24 protein-coding genes are annotated in these 22,475 nt (G+C 60.5%); 18 read left to right on the forward strand and 6 right to left on the reverse strand.

The window, feature by feature from the left end:
• Positions 1-29: 29 nt before the first annotated feature.
• The 5 genes from aroC (at position 30) to mtnC (ending at position 4,246) form a co-directional block, all read left to right on the forward strand.
• A complete protein-coding gene (gene aroC, locus J5M72_RS26190) occupies positions 30-1,121 on the forward strand; it encodes a chorismate synthase (RefSeq protein ID WP_169429525.1) in 1,092 nt (363 codons plus the stop codon).
• 31 nt (positions 1,122-1,152) lie between these two features.
• A complete protein-coding gene (locus tag J5M72_RS26195; RefSeq protein WP_169429526.1) occupies positions 1,153-2,298 on the forward strand; it encodes an MFS transporter in 1,146 nt (381 codons plus the stop codon).
• The gene (locus J5M72_RS26200) at positions 2,295-2,921 is read left to right on the forward strand and encodes a methylthioribulose 1-phosphate dehydratase (protein WP_207867742.1); all 627 of its coding nucleotides are present in this window, start codon (positions 2,295-2,297) and stop codon (positions 2,919-2,921) included. Before J5M72_RS26195 ends, J5M72_RS26200 begins: the two co-directional genes overlap by 4 nt.
• Positions 2,922-3,012: 91 nt before the next feature.
• Positions 3,013-3,558 carry an acireductone dioxygenase gene (locus tag J5M72_RS26205; protein WP_085710649.1) on the forward strand — a complete coding sequence of 182 codons (546 nt, stop codon included), beginning with the start codon at positions 3,013-3,015 and terminating at the stop codon, positions 3,556-3,558.
• Positions 3,559-3,562: 4 nt separating this feature from the next.
• Entirely contained in the window at positions 3,563-4,246 is a 684-nt protein-coding gene (gene mtnC / locus J5M72_RS26210) for an acireductone synthase (protein WP_207867743.1), read from the forward strand.
• A gap of 77 nt (positions 4,247-4,323) precedes the next feature.
• Here the strand turns inward: mtnC and J5M72_RS26215 are convergent, their stop codons facing one another.
• Both J5M72_RS26215 and J5M72_RS26220 read right to left on the reverse strand, forming a co-directional pair.
• Positions 4,324-4,602, reverse strand: coding sequence for a DUF3509 domain-containing protein (locus J5M72_RS26215; RefSeq protein WP_039769924.1), 279 nt, complete (start codon positions 4,600-4,602; stop codon positions 4,324-4,326).
• Between the two features lie 75 nt (positions 4,603-4,677).
• A complete protein-coding gene (locus J5M72_RS26220) occupies positions 4,678-4,992 on the reverse strand; it encodes a hypothetical protein (RefSeq protein WP_207867744.1) in 315 nt (104 codons plus the stop codon).
• Between J5M72_RS26220 and J5M72_RS26225 the strand changes: the two genes are divergently transcribed.
• The 10 genes from J5M72_RS26225 to J5M72_RS26270 all read left to right on the forward strand — a co-directional run bounded on the left by J5M72_RS26225 (position 4,991) and on the right by J5M72_RS26270 (position 13,997).
• Entirely contained in the window at positions 4,991-6,829 is a 1,839-nt protein-coding gene (locus tag J5M72_RS26225; protein ID WP_207867745.1) for a long-chain-acyl-CoA synthetase, read from the forward strand. The genes J5M72_RS26220 and J5M72_RS26225 overlap by 2 nt on opposite strands.
• Positions 6,830-6,926: 97 nt before the next feature.
• Positions 6,927-7,445, forward strand: coding sequence for an ankyrin repeat domain-containing protein (locus tag J5M72_RS26230; protein ID WP_169429532.1), 519 nt, complete (start codon positions 6,927-6,929; stop codon positions 7,443-7,445).
• Between the two features lie 89 nt (positions 7,446-7,534).
• The gene (locus tag J5M72_RS26235) at positions 7,535-8,065 is read left to right on the forward strand and encodes a hypothetical protein (RefSeq protein WP_207867746.1); all 531 of its coding nucleotides are present in this window, start codon (positions 7,535-7,537) and stop codon (positions 8,063-8,065) included.
• Between the two features lie 71 nt (positions 8,066-8,136).
• On the forward strand, positions 8,137-8,328 hold the full coding sequence (locus tag J5M72_RS26240) for a PLDc N-terminal domain-containing protein (protein WP_207867747.1): 192 nt from the start codon (positions 8,137-8,139) through the stop codon (positions 8,326-8,328).
• 135 nt (positions 8,329-8,463) lie between these two features.
• Entirely contained in the window at positions 8,464-9,339 is an 876-nt protein-coding gene (gene speE, locus J5M72_RS26245; protein WP_007959983.1) for a polyamine aminopropyltransferase, read from the forward strand.
• Between the two features lie 216 nt (positions 9,340-9,555).
• Entirely contained in the window at positions 9,556-9,789 is a 234-nt protein-coding gene (locus J5M72_RS26250) for a hypothetical protein (RefSeq protein WP_007959980.1), read from the forward strand.
• 210 nt (positions 9,790-9,999) lie between these two features.
• Complete coding sequence (locus J5M72_RS26255; protein WP_007960698.1) at positions 10,000-10,347, forward strand: ribonuclease E inhibitor RraB; 348 nt, start codon at positions 10,000-10,002, stop codon at positions 10,345-10,347.
• 477 nt (positions 10,348-10,824) lie between these two features.
• Positions 10,825-12,234 (forward strand): circularly permuted type 2 ATP-grasp protein, encoded by a 1,410-nt coding sequence (locus tag J5M72_RS26260; RefSeq protein ID WP_039769936.1) that lies wholly within the window; start codon positions 10,825-10,827, stop codon positions 12,232-12,234.
• A gap of 12 nt (positions 12,235-12,246) precedes the next feature.
• On the forward strand, positions 12,247-13,197 hold the full coding sequence (locus J5M72_RS26265; RefSeq protein ID WP_096822958.1) for an alpha-E domain-containing protein: 951 nt from the start codon (positions 12,247-12,249) through the stop codon (positions 13,195-13,197).
• Positions 13,194-13,997, forward strand: a complete 804-nt coding sequence (locus tag J5M72_RS26270; protein ID WP_085613483.1) for a transglutaminase family protein — start codon at positions 13,194-13,196, stop codon at positions 13,995-13,997. The genes J5M72_RS26265 and J5M72_RS26270 overlap by 4 nt, the downstream gene beginning before the upstream one ends.
• 109 nt (positions 13,998-14,106) lie before the next feature.
• On the opposite strand, the gene J5M72_RS26275 is transcribed toward J5M72_RS26270, so the two are convergent.
• Positions 14,107-14,928: a cytochrome c gene (locus J5M72_RS26275; protein ID WP_207867757.1), complete on the reverse strand. Its 822-nt coding sequence runs from the start codon at positions 14,926-14,928 to the stop codon at positions 14,107-14,109.
• Positions 14,929-15,511: 583 nt separating this feature from the next.
• Between J5M72_RS26275 and J5M72_RS26280 the strand changes: the two genes are divergently transcribed.
• The 3 genes from J5M72_RS26280 (at position 15,512) to J5M72_RS26290 (ending at position 19,697) form a co-directional block, all read left to right on the forward strand.
• Positions 15,512-16,717: an acetyl-CoA C-acetyltransferase gene (locus J5M72_RS26280; RefSeq protein WP_169429535.1), complete on the forward strand. Its 1,206-nt coding sequence runs from the start codon at positions 15,512-15,514 to the stop codon at positions 16,715-16,717.
• 17 nt (positions 16,718-16,734) lie between these two features.
• Positions 16,735-18,879 (forward strand): 3-hydroxyacyl-CoA dehydrogenase NAD-binding domain-containing protein, encoded by a 2,145-nt coding sequence (locus J5M72_RS26285; RefSeq protein ID WP_207867748.1) that lies wholly within the window; start codon positions 16,735-16,737, stop codon positions 18,877-18,879.
• A 95-nt stretch (positions 18,880-18,974) separates the two neighbouring features.
• A complete protein-coding gene (locus tag J5M72_RS26290; protein WP_207867749.1) occupies positions 18,975-19,697 on the forward strand; it encodes an amidotransferase in 723 nt (240 codons plus the stop codon).
• 39 nt (positions 19,698-19,736) lie between these two features.
• Here the strand turns inward: J5M72_RS26290 and J5M72_RS26295 are convergent, their stop codons facing one another.
• The 3 genes from J5M72_RS26295 to J5M72_RS26305 form a co-directional block, all read right to left on the reverse strand.
• On the reverse strand, positions 19,737-20,708 hold the full coding sequence (locus tag J5M72_RS26295) for a magnesium and cobalt transport protein CorA (protein ID WP_207867750.1): 972 nt from the start codon (positions 20,706-20,708) through the stop codon (positions 19,737-19,739).
• A 134-nt stretch (positions 20,709-20,842) separates the two neighbouring features.
• Positions 20,843-21,565 (reverse strand): 1-acylglycerol-3-phosphate O-acyltransferase, encoded by a 723-nt coding sequence (locus J5M72_RS26300; protein WP_207867751.1) that lies wholly within the window; start codon positions 21,563-21,565, stop codon positions 20,843-20,845.
• Positions 21,566-21,780: 215 nt separating this feature from the next.
• A complete protein-coding gene (locus J5M72_RS26305; protein WP_085732367.1) occupies positions 21,781-22,470 on the reverse strand; it encodes a crotonase/enoyl-CoA hydratase family protein in 690 nt (229 codons plus the stop codon).
• Positions 22,471-22,475: the final 5 nt, after the last annotated feature.

The raw sequence follows: 22,475 nt of genomic DNA on the forward strand, positions 1-22,475 counted from the left end.
TTTGGGTTTGATTTCACGGAGCGTCCTGCATGTCCGGCAATACCTACGGCAAGTTGTTCACTGTCACCACCGCGGGCGAAAGCCATGGTCCGGCGTTGGTCGCCATTGTCGACGGCTGCCCGCCGGGCCTGGAGATTTCCCTTGAGGATCTGCAACGCGACCTCGATCGCCGCAAGCCGGGGACCAGCCGCCACACCACCCAGCGCCAGGAAGCGGACGAAGTCGAAATCCTGTCCGGCGTGTTCGAGGGCCGCACCACCGGCTGCTCCATCGGCCTGTTGATCCGCAACACCGACCAGAAGTCAAAGGACTACTCGGCGATCAAGGATCTGTTTCGTCCGGCCCATGCCGACTACACCTACCACCATAAATACGGCGAGCGCGATTACCGCGGCGGCGGTCGCAGCTCGGCGCGGGAAACCGCCATGCGCGTGGCGGCCGGTGCGATTGCCAAGAAATACCTGGCGACCCAGGGCATCGTCATTCGCGGCTACATGAGCCAGCTCGGCCCGATCGAAATCCCGTTCAAGACCTGGGAGTCGGTCGAGCAGAACGCCTTCTTCAGCCCGGACCCGGACAAAGTGCCGGAACTGGAAGCCTACATGGACCAACTGCGCCGCGATCAGGACTCGGTCGGGGCCAGGATCACCGTGGTTGCCGAAGGTGTGATGCCGGGTCTGGGCGAGCCGATCTTCGACCGCCTCGACGCCGAACTGGCCCACGCGCTGATGAGTATCAACGCGGTCAAAGGCGTGGAGATCGGGGCCGGTTTTGCCTGCGTCGCCCAGCGCGGCACCGAGCACCGTGACGAATTGACCCCGGAAGGTTTCCTCAGCAACAACGCCGGCGGCATTCTCGGCGGAATCTCTTCGGGTCAGCCGATCGTCGCGCACCTGGCGTTGAAGCCGACCTCGAGCATCACCACCCCGGGCCGTTCGATCGACATCGACGGCAACCCGGTCGACGTGATTACCAAGGGCCGTCACGACCCATGCGTCGGCATCCGCGCCACGCCGATTGCCGAGGCGATGATGGCCATCGTGCTGATGGATCACCTGCTGCGTCACCGTGGCCAGAACGCCGACGTGCGCGTCAGCACCCCGGTGCTGGGTCAGCTTTGATGGGTGATCTCGAAGCCGCCGCGGTCTGACCGTGGCGGCGCTCCCGTACTGGCGGCTGTCCAGTTTCTATCTGTTCTATTTCGCCTTGCTCGGCTCGACGGCGCCGTTTCTGGCGTTGTACTTCGATCACCTTGGATTCAGCGCCGCACGCATCGGCGAGCTGGTGGCGATCCCCATGCTGATGCGCTGCGTGGCGCCGAACATCTGGGGCTGGCTCGGCGACTACAGCGGCAGACGACTGGCCATCGTGCGCTTCGGCGCGGTGTGTACGCTGCTGACCTTCTCGCTGATTTTCGTCAGCAAGACTTACGCCTGGCTGGCGATGGTCATGGCGTTGCATGCGTTCTTCTGGCACGCGGTGTTGCCGCAATTTGAAGTCATCACCCTGGCGCATCTGCAAGGTCAGACCTCCCGCTACAGCCAGATTCGGCTGTGGGGTTCCATCGGTTTTATCATCACCGTGGTGGCGCTGGGGCGATTGTTCGAATGGCTCAGCCTCGACATTTACCCGGCGGCGCTGGTGCTGATCATGGCCGGCATCGTGCTCAGCAGTCTGTGGGTGCCGAATGCGCAGCCGCCTCAGGGCAACCGGCCGACGGGCGAGGGTTTTCTCAAGCAGTTGCGCAGTCCCGGGGTGCTGGCGTTCTACGCTTGCGTGGCGCTGATGCAGATGAGTCACGGGCCGTATTACACCTTTCTGACCTTGCACCTCGAGCGATTGGGTTACAGCCGCGGCGTGATCGGCATGCTCTGGGCCGTTGGCGTGGTGGCGGAAGTGCTGATGTTCATGGCGATGAGCCGGATCCTTGCGCGTTTTTCCCTTCGCCGGGTGCTGATGGCAAGTTTTCTGCTGGCGGCGCTGCGCTGGTTGCTGCTAGGTTCGTTCGCCGAGTTCCTCTGGGTGCTGCTGTTTGCCCAGGTGCTGCACGCCGCGACGTTCGGCAGCTTTCATGCCGCTGCCATCGCGTTCGTGCAACGTAGCTTCGGCGCGCGCCAGCAAGGGCAGGGCCAGGCGTTGTATGCCGCACTGGCCGGCACTGGCGGCGCGCTCGGCGCGTTGTATTCCGGCTACAGCTGGAATGCCCTCGGTGCGACATTGACCTTTAGTATTGCCAGTCTCGCAGCGCTCGCCGCTGCCGTTATTATTGCCATTCGAATGCAAGAGGACAGGCCATGAGCCTTACCCGTGAACAGCTTGCCCAGCAAATCGTCGATGCCGGGCGTTTTCTTTATGGTCGCGGCTGGTCGCCGGCCACCAGCAGCAACTATTCGACGCGCCTGTCGCCGAGCGAAGCGCTGTTGACCGTGTCCGGCAAGCACAAGGGTCAGTTGGGGCCGGACGATGTACTGGCCACCGATCTTTGCGGCAACAGTCTGGAACCGGGCAAAAAACCGTCCGCCGAAACCCTGCTGCACACCCAGCTGTATAGCTGGCGCCCGGAGATCGGTGCCGTGCTGCACACCCACTCGGTAAACGCCACGGTGCTGTCGCGCCTGACGCCCGAAGACTTCATCGAGTTCGTAGACTACGAACTGCAGAAAGCCTTCAGCGGCATCTCGACCCACGAATCCCGGGTGCGAGTACCGATCTTCGACAACGATCAGGACATTGCTCGCCTCGCCGCCAAGGTGCAGCCTTGGCTCGACGCCCATCCCGATTGTGTGGGTTATCTGATACGCGGCCACGGTCTCTACACCTGGGGCGCGCAGATGAGCGACGCGTTGCGCCAGATCGAGGCCTTTGAATTTCTGTTTGAATGCGAGTTGAAGACCCGCAGCGTCATGAACCGCCAAGGCTGACTTCACCAGAACCAGCCCATTTGCCTGATGAATGCAGTGCCCGACCGGTCTGAAAGAACCGGACGGCAAGGCCGATACCGAGGAATGCCCCATGAGCAGCCTGTCCGTCTATCACGTTTCCAGCCCCGAGATTCCGAACAAGGTGCTGACCCATTTCGAAGACATCGCCTCGACCCTGGCCGAGCAGGGCGTGCGCTTCGACCGTTGGCAAGCCGCCGCGAAGATCCAGCCCGGCGCCAGCCAGGAAGAAGTGATCGGTGCTTATAAAGAGCAGATCGACAAGCTGATGACCGAACGCGGTTACATTACAGTCGATGTGGTCAGCCTCAACAGCGATCACCCGCAAAAGGCCGAGTTGCGCGCCAAGTTCCTCGAAGAACATCGCCATGGCGAAGATGAAGTGCGTTTCTTCGTCGCCGGTCGTGGCCTGTTTACCCTGCACATCGACGATTACGTCTACGCCGTGCTGTGCGAGAAGAACGACCTGATTTCGGTACCCGCGGGCACCAAACACTGGTTCGACATGGGCGAGAACCCGCATTTCGTGGCGATCCGGCTGTTCAACAACCCTGAAGGCTGGGTTGCCAACTTCACCGGCGAAGACATAGCCGGCCGCTTCCCGCGTCTGGAGGACTGAGGCGATGTCGATCAAGGTCATCCTCACCGATATCGAAGGCACCACCAGCTCGGTGAGTTTTGTGTTCGACGTGCTGTTTCCGTATGCCGCCAGACACCTGCCAGACTTCGTTCGTCAGAACGCCGCACGTGCAGACGTTGCCGGGCAACTGGACGCTGTGCGCCGTGACAGCAACGAACCGCAGGCCGATGTTGAACGGGTCGTGGACATTCTGCTGGGCTGGATTGCCGAGGACCGCAAGGCCACGCCACTGAAGGCGTTGCAAGGCATGGTCTGGGAACAGGGTTATCAGGCCGGGCAGTTGAAGGGCCATGTTTACCCGGACGCTGTCGAAGCGCTCCAGCGCTGGCATCAGGCCGGGTATCAACTGTTCGTGTATTCGTCCGGTTCGATCCAGGCGCAGAAGCTGATTTTCGGCTGCTCGGAAGCAGGGGATCTGACACCGTTGTTCAGCGGCTACTTCGACACCACGTCGGGGCCCAAGCGCGAAGCGCAGTCGTACAGCAATATCCAGCAAGCCATCGGGGTCGAGCCGCAGGAGATTCTGTTCCTGTCCGACATCGTTCAGGAACTCGACGCCGCCCAGGCCGCCGGTCTGCAAACCTGCGGGCTGGCCCGTGAGGGCGGGGAGCTGGCAGGGCATGTGACCGTCGACAGCTTTACCGGGATTGAGCCGGAAGCGTTCTGAATTCACACAATGGACGCATAAACAAACAGGCCGTGAAGCGAAAGCTCCACGGCCTGTTTGTTTATGCGAAGTTCGGATTACATCGAATGATAGGTCGGCAGGGCAAAACGTTGCTGACTTTGCAGCATGCCGATTTGCGGCAGCTCGCTGGCTTGTTCCGCCAGGTCACGACGAATCGCGCTGATCGCCCACGACAGTTGATCGCCGGTGTGCAATTGCTGATAGGTCAACGCACGCTTGAATACTTTGCCGTCGGCACTCTTCAGTGTCAGCAGGATTCCGCCATCGGGACGTGGCTGAGTAGTGACGGCGAAGTTGGAGAACAGGGAAGTAAATTTTTCTTGGATCAGGTTCATGTCTTTCAGCTCCGTATGCACTTGAATGGCAAGCATGCGGAGGGAGTTGCAGCGATTGTGCCAGTATTTTCGATTTTAAAAATCCATATAAATCAATAAGTTATAAATTTCGTTAATTTCGGGTGTCGTGCAATCTGCATGAATGGCCATCGTGCATCCTGCATTTTGCGGGATCATGGTCGATCCGATGGAACCATTCCCTCCGGCCGCAATCACGTTTCGCCTCGGAGCGTTGGCGGATACAAAACATTGCAAAAACCGCGTGTACAGCCCGAGAAGCCCTGACGTATTTTCGGCCTCGACCCTCGCTCGAGAAGCGCCGGTTGTCTCACCCGATTGCCCGACAATAAAAATCCGGCCTGCACGCCAAGGTCGAACGGGAGCTGCCATGCGCCACGCGCCTAGCGACACGATTACCTGGGGCATGATGCTCCGCAAACTGCCGATGATCGCCAAAGCCATTCCTCGGGTGGTGAAAGGCATGAAGGTGGCCAACGTCAAGGATCCGACCCAAACCTGTGGCCTGGGCTGGACATTCGAACAAGCGACCCTGCGCAATCCCGATGGCCCCGCGCTGCTGTCGGGCGAGGTGGTGCTGAGTTATTCACAGGTCAACCAGTGGGCCAACCGCATCGCCCACTACCTGATCGGGCAGGGCATCGGCAAAGGCGATGTGGTGGCGGTGTTCATCGAAAACCGCCCGGAACTGCTGGTGACGATTCTGGCGCTGGCCAAGGTCGGCGCCGTCAGCGCGCTGCTCAACACGTCGCAGACCCGCGACACGCTGATCCACAGCATCAATCTGGTGGCGCCGGTGGCGATCGTCGTCGGGGAAGAATTGCTGCCAGCCTTCGCGGCGGTGCGCGAGCAAGTGACGATTGCGCCGGTCCGCACCTGGTTCGTGGCGGATCAGGACACTTTCAGTCACCCGGGCATCGCCCCGCAGGGTTACACCAATCTGATCAGTGCCAGCGCCGACGCACCTGTCGACAACCCGGCCAGCAGCCGGCAGATCTTCTTCGATGACCCGTGCTTCTACATCTACACCTCCGGCACCACCGGCTTGCCCAAGGCCGGGGTGTTCAAGCACGGGCGCTGGATGCGCAGTTCGGCAAGCTTCGGCATGATCGCCCTCGACATGCGCCCGGACGATATCGTCTATTGCACGTTGCCGCTGTATCACGCCACCGGGCTTTGCGTGTGCTGGGGATCGGCGGTCAATGGCGCGTCGGGCTTCGCGATTCGCCGCAAGTTCAGCGCCCGGCAGTTCTGGAACGACGTGCGTCGCTACCGCGCAACCACCATCGGTTACGTCGGTGAGTTGTGCCGCTATCTGGTGGATCAGCCGGTCAGCAGCGATGACAGCCGCCATGACGTGCGCAAGATGATCGGCAACGGTTTGCGACCCGGTGCGTGGGCCGAGTTCAAGACCCGGTTTGCGGTGGATCACATCTGTGAACTGTACGCGGCCAGCGACGGCAATATCGGCTTCACCAACATCCTCAACTTTGACAACACCATCGGTTTCTCGCTGATGGCCTGGGAGCTGGTCGCCTATGACCAGGACAGCGGTGAACCGATTCGCGGTGCCGACGGCTTCATGCGCAAGGTCGATCGGGGCGAGCGGGGTCTGTTGCTGGCCCGGATCGATGACAAGGCGCCGCTGGACGGCTACACCGATCCGCAAAAAACCGCCAAGGTCGTGCTGCAGGACGTGTTTGCCAAGGGGGATCGCTTCTTCAACACCGGCGACCTGCTGCGCAACATCGGTTTCGGTCATGCGCAGTTTGTCGACCGCCTCGGTGATACCTACCGCTGGAAGGGCGAGAACGTCTCGACCACCGAGGTCGAGAACCTGCTGCTCCAGCATCCGCACATCTCCGAAGCCGTGGCCTATGGCGTGGAAATCCCCAACACCAATGGCCGCGCCGGCATGGCGGCGATCACCCCGGCCGAGTCGCTGGCGACCCTGGATTTCGCCGAACTGCTGGCCTTCGCCCGCCAGCGCATGCCGGCCTATGCCGTGCCGTTGTTCTTGCGGGTCAAGGTGAAGATGGAAACCACCGGCACCTTCAAATATCAGAAGACGCGCTTGAAAAACGAAGGTTTCGATCCCGGCCTGACGGGCGATGATCCGATTTATGCCTGGCTGCCAGGGACCGAAACCTACGTGCAGGTCACGGATGAAATCCTTGCCGACATTCGGGCAGGCAGGTACCGCTATTGATATTGGCTATCGGCAGCCTTGGAAAAAAGGGGATGACAGCTATCGCCGCGCTCGGGAAACTATCGGCTTTCCGATTGACCGAAAGTGGAGTTGCCCCATGTCCGACCAAAGCCGCCAGATGACCCCCGAAGAAGCTGCCGAATTCACCGAGCAGGTATTCAACAAGGCGCGCGAGGGCGATGCGGTGATGCTCGATCGCCTGATTACTGCCGGTCTGCCGGTGAACCTGACCAACAGCAAGGGCGACACCTTGCTGATGCTCGCCAGTTACTACGGCCATGTGGACGCGGTGCAAGTGCTGCTCAAGCACAAGGCCGATCCGGAGCAACGCAATGGCAACGGCCAGAGCCCGATTGCCGGCGCGGCGTTCAAGGGGGATCTGGCCGTGGTCAAGGCTCTGGTCGAGGGCGGGGCGCAGATTGAAGGTGCCTCTTTCGACGGCCGCACGGCGCTGATGATGGCGGCGATGTTCAACCGGGTTGAAATCGTCGACTACTTGATCGACCAGGGCGCCGATCCGAAAGCCACGGATGCCAATGGCGTCACCGCCCTGGACGCCGCCCGGACCATGGGCGCCGTGGACACCACCGCGCAGCTGGAAAAACTGCTGGGCTGAAGCCGCTGGCCGGAACCTGCTCTGTGGCGAAGGCGAGAATGCGCTATCCTTCGCGCCCTCAAAATTCCCTTCGCCACAGGATCCGCCCCATGAAAGCCGCACTCGCCGAACTCATCAGCAAAATCAGCTCCGGCTGCATGGGCGAAGACGAGATTCTGAAAGTCGCGGATGAAGCGGCACAGGCCTACGCCGATGCAGACGCTTTTCTGACCGCCAACCCGGACATCAACTACGACGACACTTTCCCGATTTCGCTGGGTGAGTGGGTGGTGGTCGGCAGCCTGCCGGAGACCGTGCTGTTCCAGGCTGACACCTATGTTGATCTGTTCGCGCAGATCGTTGCTTCGTTCGGCCCGGGCGTCGAGTTCAACCTCAAGCCCAAGCAACTGGCCAAGACCGAAGCGCTGACCGCGCTCAACCGCATCCAGGTGCAGATGAGCAGCCTGAACAAGGAAAACGGCGGCTACACGCTGATGAACTTCAGCCAGTTGCTCGACGACGAGCTGCAAGTGGTGCTGGTCTACGGCAACGATGTGCCGCGAGTGCTGGAACTGTGTGCCGAAGTCGGCATCGCCGCTGCGCCGTCGCTGGAAGCCCTGAAGGTCGCCGTGCACGTCTGAACGCAATAAAAGGGAACCCTGCGCGCGACCGTCTATCCTAAAAGTGCATGCCACTATTCTGGAGCGACACCATGGGTTCCACGTTCAACGGCCTGATCGGCCTGATCATTCTTGCCCTCGATATCTGGGCGATCATCAACGTGCTGAAGAGCGGCGCCGAGACCGGGATGAAAATTCTCTGGGTGCTGTTGATCATCCTCCTGCCGGTGCTGGGCCTGATCATCTGGGCGATTGCCGGGCCGCGGGGCAATATGCGGATCTGACCGTTCGCACAAAGGATTGCGCGGGGCCGATGAACTGAGGTTCGACCTGTCATCTTCGGCAACGTAGAATGCGCGCCTTTCCCGGGCAATCGAACCTGACGATTGGCGCCCGCGCATTCATCGGAGCACTTCACCATGACCGTCACCAAGACCAGCGAATACCTGGAAACCCTCTACGAAGGCTACGGCCAGCGTTTTCGCATGGAAAAACTGCTGCACGAAGTGCGCACCGAGCACCAGCACCTGGTGATCTTCCAGAACCCGCGCATGGGCCGGGTGATGGCGCTGGACGGCGTGATTCAGACCACCGAAGCCGATGAGTTCATCTATCACGAAATGCTCACTCACGTGCCGATCCTCGCCCACGGCACCGCCAAGCGCGTGCTGATCATCGGCGGTGGCGACGGCGGCATGCTGCGCGAAGTGACCAAGCACGCCAGCGTCGAGCACATCACCATGGTCGAGATCGACGGCACCGTGGTCGATATGTGCAAGGAATTCCTGCCGAACCACTCCAAAGGCGCGTACGACGACCCACGCCTGAACCTGGTGATCGACGACGGCATGCGTTTCGTCGCGACCACCACTGAAAAGTTCGACGTGATCATTTCCGACTCCACCGACCCGATCGGCCCGGGCGAAGTGCTGTTCTCGGAAAACTTCTATCAGGCCTGCCACCGCTGCCTGAACGAGGGCGGCATCCTCGTGACCCAGAACGGCACGCCGTTCATGCAGATCGAAGAAGTGAAAACCACCGCCGGCCGCCTGCGCAGCCTGTTCCCGGACTGGCACTTCTATCAGGCGGCCGTGCCGACCTACATCGGCGGTTCGATGACCTTCGCCTGGGGCTCGACCAACCCGGCTTACCGCAAGCTGAGCCGTGAGGTTCTGCAACAACGCTTCATCGGCAGCGGCATCGTCACCCGTTACTACAACCCGGAAATCCACATCGGCGCCTTCGCCTTGCCGCAATATGTGCTGCAAGCGGTAAACAAACCAAGCAACGACTAAAAGCACTGTAAACCCCCTGTGGGAGCGGGCTTGCTCGCGAAGGCGTCTTATCATTCAACGTAGAGTTGACTGGTCGTTCGCTTTCGCGAGCAGGCCCGCTCCCACGTGGATAGCTTTTTTTTCATGTTCGGCGGATGTAAACCTTTTGAACGATCAATCCTGACAAAAGTCGAGATAGATGTAAGCCCATTTGCGGGTTTGTTCGAGGAGGCTCCGATGTCAAAGTGGAAAGTCACTTTCGTGGACGATCACGGTGAAACGATCGACGAAGTCTTCGAGTGCGAGGAATGCCCCAGCCATGAACGGGCAGCCCGCCTCATCAAGGAACGATTGCTGCCGGTCGCCGCCGAGCTTGACCTGAACGATCTGGAAGGGCGCACCGCCGATGCCGGCGTAAAAAGCCTGAAAACCCAGAACAGCATCGAAATCCGCAGCATCACCCCAATCTGAATCTTCATTTTCTTCATGTACCAGGCCTTGGCAGCGGCTCTATCTTGGGGCTACTCTGCAAGCGAGATCAGCGAACGGATCGCTAAGGTCTGGTCTTGTCAGCTACATGCTTGTTTCCCGCCGGCAACGCGGTTGCCGTAAGCACACAAGCCCTTTGGGCCAGTGCAGGGAATACGGAAAGTCTATCCATCTATGCGAGGGGGACGATTCATGAGCACAGCCTATCAAGAAGACATCAGCAGCAATGTTCTGCGCCGCATGAAAGAAGGCGGTTTCGATTTTTCCCGATTCCATCCCATCGAGTTCTACGCCATTTTCCCGGACGAGGAGCGGGCGCGCAGGGCGGCAGGCAAGTTTCGCGGTGAATCCATCAATGCCCAGGTCAGTGCGCGCGACGACGGCGCGTGGTCCCTGGAATTGAGCAAGGTGATGTACGCAACCTACGACGACATTGGCGATTTCGAGCAGGGCTTTTCGGCGGTGGTCGAGCCCTTGGGCGGTATTATCGAAGGCTGGGGCGTGAAACAGGAGGTGCGCAACCGGCACCGTTTGAACTGATAAGCCTCGCAACACTTCGAGCAACGGCTGACCTTCGGGTCGGCCGTTGTCGTTTCTGTCTCCTGAACGCTCCATGGCAAAACCCTGAAACAAGAAACCGGCGCAAAAAAAAGCCACCTCAACAGGTGGCTAAAAGGGAAGACCGGAAGGAGAGGGAACCGGTCAGGGTTACGGCCGGTAGGGCTGCCGAGGCAAGCCGGATCAGTGAGGCTGCGTACTTCGTCAGCGACGTTTTTGCAGCGGATGCGCGGATTATCCGCGGCCGGCGCCGGGCAGTGAAATCAACTCTGACTATGCTGGTGATAGGCGACGGGACTGCGTCGCAATGAAGCGGGGGCGATCAGGTTGGGGCATTTGCCGCACAGGAATGGTGCGGTGCGTGTGGCGTGAATATCCAACCGATTGAAATCAAAGCGTTTATGCCGATGGCACGGGCCTTGCGAAGGCCTGTATGTCCGGAGTGACAAGGAGTACGGCATGATCCGCACCTATTTTGATGAGATGTACGATGCCGGCGGCCAGATCCGCCCGCATTACCGGGAGTTTGCCCGCTGGCTGGCCGAGACGCCTGACGAACTGCTGGCCCAGCGGCGACGCGAGGCCGATCTGCTGTTCCATCGTGCCGGGATCACGTTCACGCTCTACGGGGACGAGCAAGGGACAGAACGCCTGATTCCCTTCGACACCATTCCGCGCAGCATCCCCGCCAGCGAATGGCGGATCGTCGAGCGCGGCTGCATTCAGCGGGTCAAGGCGTTGAACATGTTTCTCGCCGATCTTTACCACGAGCAGCGCATCATCAAGGCCGGGATCATTCCTGCCGAGCAGGTGCTGGCCAACGAGCAATATCAGTTGGCGATGCAGGGGCTGGATCTGCACCGCGATATCTATTCGCACATCTCCGGCGTCGATCTGGTGCGCGACGGCGACGGCACCTATTACGTACTCGAGGACAACCTGCGTACGCCCAGCGGCGTGAGCTACATGCTCGAAGACCGCAAGATGATGATGCGCCTGTTCCCTGAACTGTTCGCGGCCCAGCGCATCGCCCCGATCGACCATTACCCGAACCTGCTGCTCGACACCCTGAAAAGCTCAAGCCCGATCGACGACCCGAGCGTCGTGGTGCTGACGCCGGGCCGGTTCAACAGCGCGTTTTTCGAGCATGCGTTCCTGGCCCGGGAAATGGGCGTGGAACTGGTCGAAGGCGCCGATCTGTTCGTGCGCGACGACAAGGTCTTCATGCGCACCACCGACGGCCCGAAAGCGGTGGACGTGATCTACCGCCGGCTCGACGACGCGTTCCTCGACCCGCTGGCCTTCCGCCCGGATTCGATGCTCGGCGTGCCGGGGCTGCTGTCATCGTATCGCTCCGGCAATGTGGTGCTGGCCAATGCCATCGGCACCGGCGTGGCGGACGACAAATCGGTGTACCCGTTCGTCACCGAGATGATCCGTTTCTACCTCGACGAAGAGCCGATCCTGAAGAACGTGCCGACCTGGCAATGCCGCAACCCGTCTGAACTTTCCCATGTGCTGGCCAATCTTCCGGATCTGGTGGTCAAGGAAACCCAGGGTTCCGGTGGTTACGGAATGCTCGTGGGGCCGGCGGCGACGACCGCGGAAATCGATGCGTTCCGTGAGCGGATCAAGGCCAAGCCCCACGCGTACATCGCGCAACCGACGCTGTCGCTGTCGACCTGTCCGACCTTTGTCGAAAACGGCATTGCGCCGCGCCACATCGACCTGCGCCCGTTCGTATTGTCCGGTCGTGAAACCCGGGTCGTACCCGGCGGTTTGACCCGTGTCGCCCTGCGTGAAGGCTCTCTGGTGGTGAATTCATCCCAGGGCGGCGGAACCAAGGACACCTGGGTGGTCGAGGATTGAAGGAAGCCTGCCATGTTAAGTAGAACTGCCTCGGATCTGTACTGGATGTCGCGTTACCTGGAGCGGGCGGAAAACCTCGCACGGATGCTCGATGTCAGCTATTCGCTGTCGCTGATGCCGCAGGACGGCCGTGGCGACGGTTTGCACGAACTGGCGATGCCGTTGCTGATCACCGGCACGCTGGACGATTACCTGGAACGCCACGGCGAATTGCATGCCGAGCGCTTGCTGCACTTCTTCGCCCTCGACGCGGCTAATCCGGCGAGCATCTACAGCTGTCTCGGCGCGGCGCGAGCCAGCGCCCACGCGGTGCGCGGGCGAATCACCGCCGACATGTGGGAGAACATCAACGCCACCTGGCTGGAGATTCGCGGGATCGCCAATCAGGGCCTCAGCCGTTATGGCATGAGTCGTTTCTGCGAGTGGATCAAGGAGCGTTCGCACCTGTTTCGGGGCGCGTCCTACGGCACCATCATGCGCAATGACGCGTTTCGTTTCATTCGCTTGGGCACCTTCATCGAGCGGGCGGACAACACCTTGCGCCTGCTGGACGCCCGTTACGAAATGGCTGGCGATCAGGCGGAAGCTGTCAGCGACGGCACCGCCCATGCCTATTACCAATGGAGCGCCTTGTTGCGAGCCTTGTCATCATTCGAGGCATACACCGAGATCTACCGCGACGCACCGGGCGCCCGGCATGTGGCCGAGCTGCTGTTGTTGCGCGCCGACGTGCCGCGTTCGCTGCGGGCCTGCACGGAAGAGATCGACCAGATTCTCGCGCAACTGCCGGGGGCCAACGGTCGTCCTGCGCAACGGCTGGCGGCGGAAATGGACGCACGCCTGCGCTACACCGGTATCCACGAAATCCTCGAGGAAGGGCTTCACGCCTGGCTTACCGAGTTCATCCCGCTGGTGCGCCAGTTGGGCAACGCCATTCACAGTTCCTACCTGGAGGCCGCATGAGACTTTCCATCAGCCACGAGACCACCTATCACTACGAAGATCAGGTGCGGGCGAGCATCCAGTACCTGCGCCTGACACCTCACGACAGCGAGCGTCAGCATGTGCTGAGCTGGCAGCTCGACCTGCCGCGCCCGGTACGCGCCCAGCTCGATCCGTTCGGCAACATCCTGCATGTGCTGACCATGGACGAGCCCCATGAAGCGATCATCATCGGCGCCCGTGGTCAGGTCGATATCGACGAGTTGCGCGAAGCAGAGCATGAGAGCCAGTCGGCATTGCCGTTCCTGCGTTTTACCCGGCTGACCGAGGCTGACGAGGCATTGCGGGCGTTTGCTGAGAAATCCTGCAAGCAGCGACGGGACCGCAATGCACTGATCGACCTGATGCATGGGCTGAACCAGCACATGACGTACAAGCCGGGCGCCACCGAAGTCGACACCAGCGCCGCCGAGGCGTTTGCCGGGCGGGCGGGTGTTTGCCAGGATCATGCCCACGCGTTTCTGGCCTGCGCGCGCAGTCTCGGTGTGCCGTCGCGCTATGTGTCGGGCTATCTGTACAGCGAGGACTGCGAGCATCTGGCCAGCCACGCCTGGGCCGAGGCCTGGATCGATGACGCCTGGTACAGCTTTGACGTGACCAATGAACTGGCGCGGCCGGAGCGACACCTGAAACTGGCGGTGGGGCTGGATTACCTCGACGCCTGCCCGGTGCGGGGCATGCGCCGGGGCGGCGGGTCAGAGCAGATGCACGCGAAAGTGCTGGTGTCGCCGACACCTGTGATCTCGGTTCAGCAGCAATAACCGCACTACTCCTGTGGGAGCGAGCCTGCTCGCGATGGCAATCTTTCAGCCGGCACGTGCATGACTGAGACACCGCATCGCGAGCAGGCTCGCTCCCACAAGGAAGGCATCAAGGCTTAACCTTGCGCCCGGCCATGTGCTGCAAATACCCGATCAGTTTCTGCAGATCCGCATCCGGCAACACCTCGGCGGAAAACCCCGGCATTTTCGCCTGCGGCCACTGGCGCAAACTCTGCGGATCGCGGATGTAGCGCTTGAGGAAGTCCGCGCCGAAATACTCGGTCGGGTTGTAGGGAATATTCAGGTCAGGCCCGAACTGCGCATCGCCCGCGCCATTCAGGCGATGGCAGGCCAGGCAGTTCTTCTGGAACAGCGCAAACCCCTGATTCACCGGGTCGTCGGCCTTCAACGCAGGATCCGGCAGCAGGGCAGGGAAACGCTCGGCCACCGGCGCCATACGCTTGATGGTCGCGACTTCGAACGGCCATTGTTCCGGGCTGATATTGCCGGCCTGGGGATCGGTCCACACCAGATAGAACGGGCCGGCGCTGTGCTTGCCTTCCGACAGCGGCGGCCATGGGTGGGCCGGGTCTTCGATGGCCAGCCAGGCGCGGGAACCTTTGGTGTTGAGCAGCGGTGCAGCGGCCAGCTCGGCAGCGAAACCGTCCAGTGCCACCGCCTGCAGGTGATCTTGCGGTTTGATCCCGGTCAGCAATGCGGCCACGGGTACGGCGCGATAGGTCATGTCCTTCTTGTAGGACACATCATTCTTGATCGTGAGGGTTTGTACCTGAGGATGCTTGAGCAATTCCTCGGTCTGCCAGGTGCGGCTGTTCGCGCCCAGCTCCAGATTCAGCTGTGCGGCAGACAGGGGCAGGCTCAGCAGCATGGCCCCAAAGAGAATGAGCGTTTTCAATTGATCGCCGTCCATGTCGTGGAAGTGCGTAAAGGTTGGCACAGCCACGCTGGCCCGGGTAGCGGGCCAGTCACATTTTCAGTGGCGATACGCAATACCTGCCGCTTGAATCAGCCGATGACCTTGGTCAGATTCGGCAATATCAACAGCAGCGTCGTGGCGAAAAGAATGAGCCCTGCTTGACGAACTTTCGGTTGTTTGAACATGGCTTGACCGCCTTTATTGTTATTTCCTGATGCCTGCCTGCATGTCCATGATGGCAAGCGCTGCACTTCCTGTTGAAGAACGCCTGCCTCGGCAAAACCCGACGACAACGACGTACATGTTCACCTTAGGGCCCGCGTCACGCTGGGCTTAGATCCATTTCATATGTATTTGCTGCTGAACGCGATTAAAAAGGCATGAGGCCCATTGCCAGCTTCTTTGCCGCCCTTTTGCTAGACAGCTTGGCGACCTGAACCGGTTAACCTGGCCGGGAATGACCGTCCGTCTGAGCGTGCGCGTCAACGTCATTGAGCGCTGTGGTCATTGATTCCGAAAGCCCCCCGGCCAAGAGTGGAGGCACGAATTTCACTCACCGCACAGGTTCGAGAACGTCATGACCCAAGCTTTGATTTTCGACGCGTTACGCACGCCCCGTGGCAGGGGCAAGACCGACGGTTCGCTGCACAGCGTCAAACCGGTGAACCTGGTGGCCGGGCTGCTGACCGCGTTGCAGGCGCGCACGGCGCTGGACACCAGCCAGGTCGATGACGTGGTGCTCGGCTGTGTCACGCCGATTGGCGATCAAGGTTCGGACATCGCCAAGACCGCCGTGCAGGTGGCCGATTGGGACGTCAGTGTCGCTGGCGTGCAGATCAACCGGTTCTGCGCCTCGGGCCTGGAAGCGGTAAACCTGGGGGCAATGAAAGTGCGCTCCGGGTTCGAAGACCTGGTGGTGGTCGGCGGCGTCGAATCCATGTCCCGCGTGCCGATGGGCAGCGACGGCGGCGCCTGGGCGCTGGATCCGCAGACCAACCTGCACAGCCATTTCACCCCTCAAGGTGTCGGTGCCGACCTGATCGCCACCCTTGAAGGCTTCAGTCGTCAGGACGTCGATGCCTACGCGCTGCACTCGCAACAGAAAGCGGCGCGCGCCCGGGCCGACGGATCGTTCAACAAGTCGTTGGTACCGGTGCAGGACCAGAACGGCATCATCCTGCTCGATCACGATGAGTTCATTCGCGCCGAGTCGACCCTCGAAGGTCTGGGCAAACTCAAGCCGAGCTTCGAGATGATCGGCCAGATGGGCTTCGATGCCACGGCGCTACGCGTCTACAGCCATGTCGAGCGAATCAACCATGTGCACACGCCGGGCAACAGTTCGGGGATCGTCGACGGTGCGGCGTTGATGTTGATCGGCTCCGAGGCCAAGGGCCGGGCACTGGGCCTGCAACCCCGGGCGCGGATTGTCGCCACGGCGGTCACCAGCACCGACCCGACCATCATGCTCACCGGCCCGGCGCCAGCCACTCGCAAGGCGCTGGCCAAAGCCGGGCTGCGGGTCGAAGACATTGATCTGTTCGAGGTCAACGAGGCGTTTGCCTCGGTGGTACTCAAATTCATCAAGGACATGGCCGTCGACCCGGACAAGGTCAACGTCAACGGCGGCTCGATTGCGATGGGCCATCCGCTGGGCGCCACCGGTTGCGCGATTCTTGGCACCTTGCTCGATGAACTGGAAGCCCGGCGCCTGCGCTATGGCCTCGCGACGCTGTGCGTCGGCGGCGGCATGGGCATCGCGACCATCATCGAACGCCTCTGACCTCAAGGAACCTTGTCATGACCCAAGCCATTCGTTACGAAAAAGGTCAGGACGGCATCGTCCTCTTGACCATCGACATGCCAGGCCAGAGCGCCAACACCATGAACGCGGTGTACCGCGCGGCCATGGCTGAAAGCGTCGCCCGTTTGCAGGCGGAAAAAGATGACATCGCCGGGGTGATCATCACTTCGGCCAAGAAAACCTTTTTCGCCGGCGGCGACCTGAATGAACTGATCAAGGTCGGCAAGCCTGAAGCCAAGGCTTTCTACGACATGGTGCTGACCCTGAAGAGCCAGTTGCGCACCCTGGAAACCCTCGGCAAACCGGTGGTCGCGGCGATCAACGGCGCGGCGCTCGGTGGCGGCTGGGAAATCTGCCTGGCCTGCCACCATCGAGTGGCGCTGGACGATGCGTCGGTGCAACTCGGTCTGCCGGAAGTGACCCTTGGCCTGTTGCCGGGCGGCGGTGGAGTGGTGCGCATGGTGCGTATGCTCGGCATCGAAAAAGCCCTGCCATATCTGCTCGAAGGCAAGAAAGTCCGTCCGCAGCAGGCGTTGCAGGCGGGGCTGATTGATGAGCTGGCAGCGGATCGCGATGAGCTGCTGGCCAAGGCCCGGGCCTGGATCCTGGCCAATCCTGCGGCCGTGCAGCGTTGGGATGTGAAGGGTTATCAGATTCCCGGCGGCACGCCGTCAAACCCGAAGGTTGCACAGATGCTGGCGATTGCGCCGTCGATCCTGCGCGCCAAAACCCAAGGCACTCTTCCGGCACCGGAGAAGATTTTGTGCGCGGCGGTGGAGGGCGCGCAGGTGGATTTCGACACCGCGCACCTGATCGAAACCCGTTACTTCACTGAGTTGACCACCGGCCAGATCTCGAAAAACCTCATCGGCACGTTCTGGTTCCAGCTCAATGAAATCAATGCCGGCGGTTCGCGTCCGCAGGGTTTTGCACCTTATGCGACGAAGCGTGTGGGCGTGCTCGGCGCCGGGATGATGGGGGCGGGAATCGCCTATGTCAGCGCTGTGGCCGGGATCGACGTGGTGCTCAAGGACATCAACCTTGCCGCCGCGCAAAAGGGCAAGGCGCATTCGGCGGCACTGCTGGACAAGAAAGTTGCTCGCGGGCAAATGTCCTCGGAGCAGCGTGAAGCGGTGCTGGCGCGTATCCACCCGACCGAAAGCGATGCCGATCTGGCGGGTTGCGATCTGATCATCGAGGCGGTGTTCGAGGATCGTCAACTCAAGGCCAAAGTCTCGGCGGCGGCGCAGAAAGTGGCTGGCGCCGACGCGGTGATTGCCTCCAATACTTCGACCTTGCCCATCACCGGGCTGGCGGCTGCGGTGCCGGATCAGAGCAAGTTCATCGGCCTGCACTTCTTCAGCCCGGTGGAAAAAATGCCACTGGTGGAAATCATCAAGGGTGCGCAAACCAGCGACGAAACCCTCGCACGCGGGTTCGATTTCGTACTGCAAATCAAGAAAACGCCGATTGTGGTCAATGACAGTCGCGGCTTCTTTACCTCGCGGGTGTTCGGCACTTTCACCAACGAAGGCATCGCCATGCTCGGTGAAGGCGTCAGCGCGCCGATGATCGAGACCGAAGCGCGCAAGGCCGGCATGCCCATCGGGCCGCTGGCGATCTCTGACGAAGTTTCCCTCAGCCTGATGAGCCATATCCGTCAACAAACGGCCAAAGACCTGCAAGCAGAAGGGAAACCGCTGATTGAGCACCCGGCGTTCGCCGTGATTGACTTGCTGCTCAACGAATACAAGCGGCCGGGCAAGGCAGCGGGCGGCGGTTTTTATGAGTACCCGGCGGGTGGGCAGAAACATCTGTGGCCCGAACTGAAAGCCCGTTTCGAGAAAGCCGACGGGCAGATTTCGCCCAAGGATGTGCGTGATCGACTGCTGTTCGTGCAGGCCATCGAGACCGTGCGTTGCGTAGAGGAGGGCGTGCTGACTTCGACGGCGGATGCCAACGTCGGTTCGATCTTCGGCATCGGCTTCGCGGCCTGGACGGGCGGCGCGTTGCAGTTCATCAATCAATATGGCGTGAAGGATTTCGTCGCGCGGGCGCAGTACCTGGCGGAGCAGTACGGCGAGCGTTTCGCACCGCCAGCCTTGTTGCTGGAAAAAGCTGCGAAGGGCGAGTTGTTCTAACGGGGCGGGGACGCATTTCGGGGCTTGCCTTGCCGGGTGGTTTCAAGGCAGGCTCTGAGCTGTGCATTATTCCCATCACGTGTCAGGTATTTTTTATGTCGTTACGCATCTGCATTCTGGAAACCGACATCCTGCGTCCGGAACTGGTCGATCAATATCAGGGTTACGGGCAGATGTTCCAGCGCCTGTTCTCGCAACAGCCGATCGCCGCCGAGTTCACGGTGTACAACGTGATGAAGGGCGACTATCCGAGTGATGACCTGACCTTCGATGCGTACCTGGTCACCGGCAGCAAGGCTGACTCGTTCGGCACTGACCCGTGGATCCAGACCCTCAAGCAATACTTGCTGACCCGCTATGAGCGCGGCGACAAATTGCTCGGCGTGTGCTTCGGCCATCAACTGCTGGCGCTGCTGCTGGGCGGCAAGAGCGAGCGTGCTGCGCAGGGGTGGGGCGTCGGAATCCACAACTATAAGCTGGCGGCCAAGGCGCCGTGGATGAGCCCGGTGCGCGAAGAGCTGACGCTGTTGATCAGCCACCAGGATCAGGTCACGGCGCTGCCGGAGAACGCCACGGTGATTGCTTCCAGCGATTTCTGCCCGTTCGCCGCGTACCACATCAACGATCAGGTACTGTGCTTCCAGGGGCATCCGGAGTTCATCCACGACTATTCGCGGGCGCTGCTGGATCTGCGTCAGGAAGCGCTGGGCGAGCAGGTGTACAGCAAGGGCGTGGCCAGCCTTGAGAACGATCACCACGGCACCACGGTGGCGGAATGGATGATGCGTTTCGTGGCGCACAAGCCAAACGCTGCTTGAACCCAAAAGCCCCCGTGTCCTGCACGGGGGCTTTTTTTCTTACAGCCAGCCTGATTTCTTGAAGCTCGCCCACAGCCCCACGCAGCCCACCGTGATAAAGCCCAGCACGGCGAAATAGCCGTAGTGCCAGCTCAGCTCCGGCATGTTCTGAAAATTCATCCCGTAGATCCCGGCCACCGCTGTCGGGAAGGCCAGAATCGCCGCCCATGCCGCGAACTTGCGTTGCACCACGCTTTGCCGTGACGCTTCCAGCAATACACCGACCTCGATGGTCTGGCTCGCAATGTCGGCCAGGGTGGTCAGGTCTTCCATTTGCCGTGTGACATGGATCTGCACATCGCGAAAGTAAGGGCGCATGTTCTTGTCGATGAAGGGGAAGCTCAGTTTTTGCAATTCCTCGCCGATTTCCACCATCGGTGCTGCGTATCGACGCAAGCGCAGTACGTCGCGGCGCAGGCCATGAAGTTTCTGGATATCGTGCTCATTCAGCGCGCTGCACAACACATTGCGTTCCAGTTCATCGATCTCGGCGTGGATTGCTTCGCCCACCGGCTGGTAGTTTTCGATGACGAAATCCAGCAGCGCATACAGTACGAAATCTTCCCCGTGTTCCAGCAGCAGCGGCCGCGCCTCACAGCGTTGACGGACATGGGCGTAGGAAGCCGAATGACCATTGCGCGCAGTGATGATGTAGCCCTTGCCGGCGAAGATATGAGTTTCGATGAACTGCAAAATCCCGTGCTGGCGCACGGGTGAGTAAGTGACGATAAACAAGGCGTCGCCAAAGGTTTCCAGCTTCGGACGACTGTGTTTCTCCAGAGCATCCTCGATGGCCAGTTCGTGCAGGTTGAACTGGCGTTGCAGGTTGGTCAGCTCCTGGGCGTTCGGCTCTTCGAGGCCGATCCAGACGAAGTGCCCGGTCTTGGCGGCCCAGGCGGCGCCTTCATCGAGGGAAATATTGGTGACTTTCTTACCGGCGCTGTAAACCGCAGCAGCAACAACTCGACCCATGGTGGTGGTTCACTTCTTCTTGGCAGATGGCAGGGGAGGCATGGCTTCAGCTTAGCCGTGTCGCTGCTTGAGAGTCAGTGAAATCTGCACAGTTCACCGGGCAAAAGAAAACCCGCACAGGGCGGGTTTCTTTTTCACGCAGCTTGCAGTTGTCGATCCATCGCTTCGATGCATTCGCGCATCTGTTCGCGGCACTGGCTGATGAGCATGGGCATGTCGTCCATGGTCAGGCCGGCGGTAGGAATCGCCGGCAGCGAGCGTATGAGAATTTTCCCGCTGCGCCAGCGTTTCAGACGCATGTGCTTGATGTAGCTGCTGACACACACCGGGACGATCGGCACGCCAGCAGCGATGGCCATCTGGAATGCACCTTTCTTGAATGGCAGCAGTTCTTCGCCCAGGTTGCGCGTGCCTTCCGGGAATACCCAGATCGAGGTGTCTTTATGCTGCAAGGTGTCGGTGGTGGTCAGCATCGACTGACGTGCCTTGCGCGCGTTACCGCGATCAATCAACACATTGCCGGCCAGCCAGAACAGTTGCCCGAACAGCGGCACCCATTTCAGGCTTTTTTTGCCGATGCACACGGTCCGCCGCGGCACTACGTTGCCGAACACGAACAGGTCATAGTTGGACTGATGGTTGGCGATGATCACGCAACTGCCGGGCTTGTTCATCAGCTGTCCGACGTCTGCCTTCACTCGCAGGCGCAGGATGCACATGGCCGGCAGGGCATAGAGACGGGCGCACAGACGACTGTTATCCGGATTGAATGGCCGGCACAGTCCGAGAATCACTCCGAGTACACCCGCAAGAATAAAGTGCAGACCCATCAATAACATACGAAACACAAACAGCATTTTCAGGCCCACCGGAACAAAAGGTGGCGCAGTGTACGGATGTGCACTGTTTTCGGCAATTGCCGCTATAGAGTCAGGAGATGGGCGATGTTTAAGCGCATGTTTCCAATTTAGCGATCAGATGCGTCCTAGAGCTGCCGGGGAGTTTTAAACGATGCACGTAAGAAAAAGCCCGACACGATGGTCGGGCTTTTCTTTGAAAGGAGCGAAGGGGCTCAGCCCAAGTGTTCCTGATCCTGAATGATCGCGTTATCCAGTGTTTCCAGCAGCGCCTTGCGCACCTTGAGCTTGGTGTTCTTGTGCGCAGTCATGTTGATCTTCTTCAACTGACGCGCAGCGGCGAGGGCGGCACCTTGCAGCTCTTCGGCCGAAACTACTTTATCGAGGAAACCAGCATCCACAGCACTTTGCGGATCGAACATCTCGCCGTTGATCACCGAGCGATGGAAGGCCGAGCGACGCAGGCGATCGCGGGCCAGCTCGATGCCGGCGTGGTGCATGGTCATGCCGATCTGCACTTCGTTCAGACCAATGCTGAATGGGCCGTCGACACCGATCCTGTAATCGGCGGACAACAGAATGAACGCACCCTTGGCCACGGCATGACCCGGGCAGGCAACGATCACCGGGAACGGGTGCGACAGCAGACGACGGGCGAGGGTCGAACCGGCGGTTACCAGCGACACGGCTTCTTTAGGGCCGGCGGTCATCACCTTCAAATCGTAGCCGCCGGAGAGAATGCCCGGCTGGCCGGTAATGATCACGATTGCGCGATCCGCCACCGCCTGATCCAGCGCCGCGTTGAAGGCTGCGATCACATCCGGGGAAATGGCGTTGACCTTGCCGTTGCTCAGGGTCAGGGTCGCGATACCGTCTTCGAGGTGGTAGGCAATCAGGTCGCTCATGGCGC

It is taken from the genome of Pseudomonas sp. 58(2021) (assembly GCF_017491585.1).
Lineage (GTDB): Bacteria > Pseudomonadota > Gammaproteobacteria > Pseudomonadales > Pseudomonadaceae > Aquipseudomonas > Aquipseudomonas fluorescens_BT.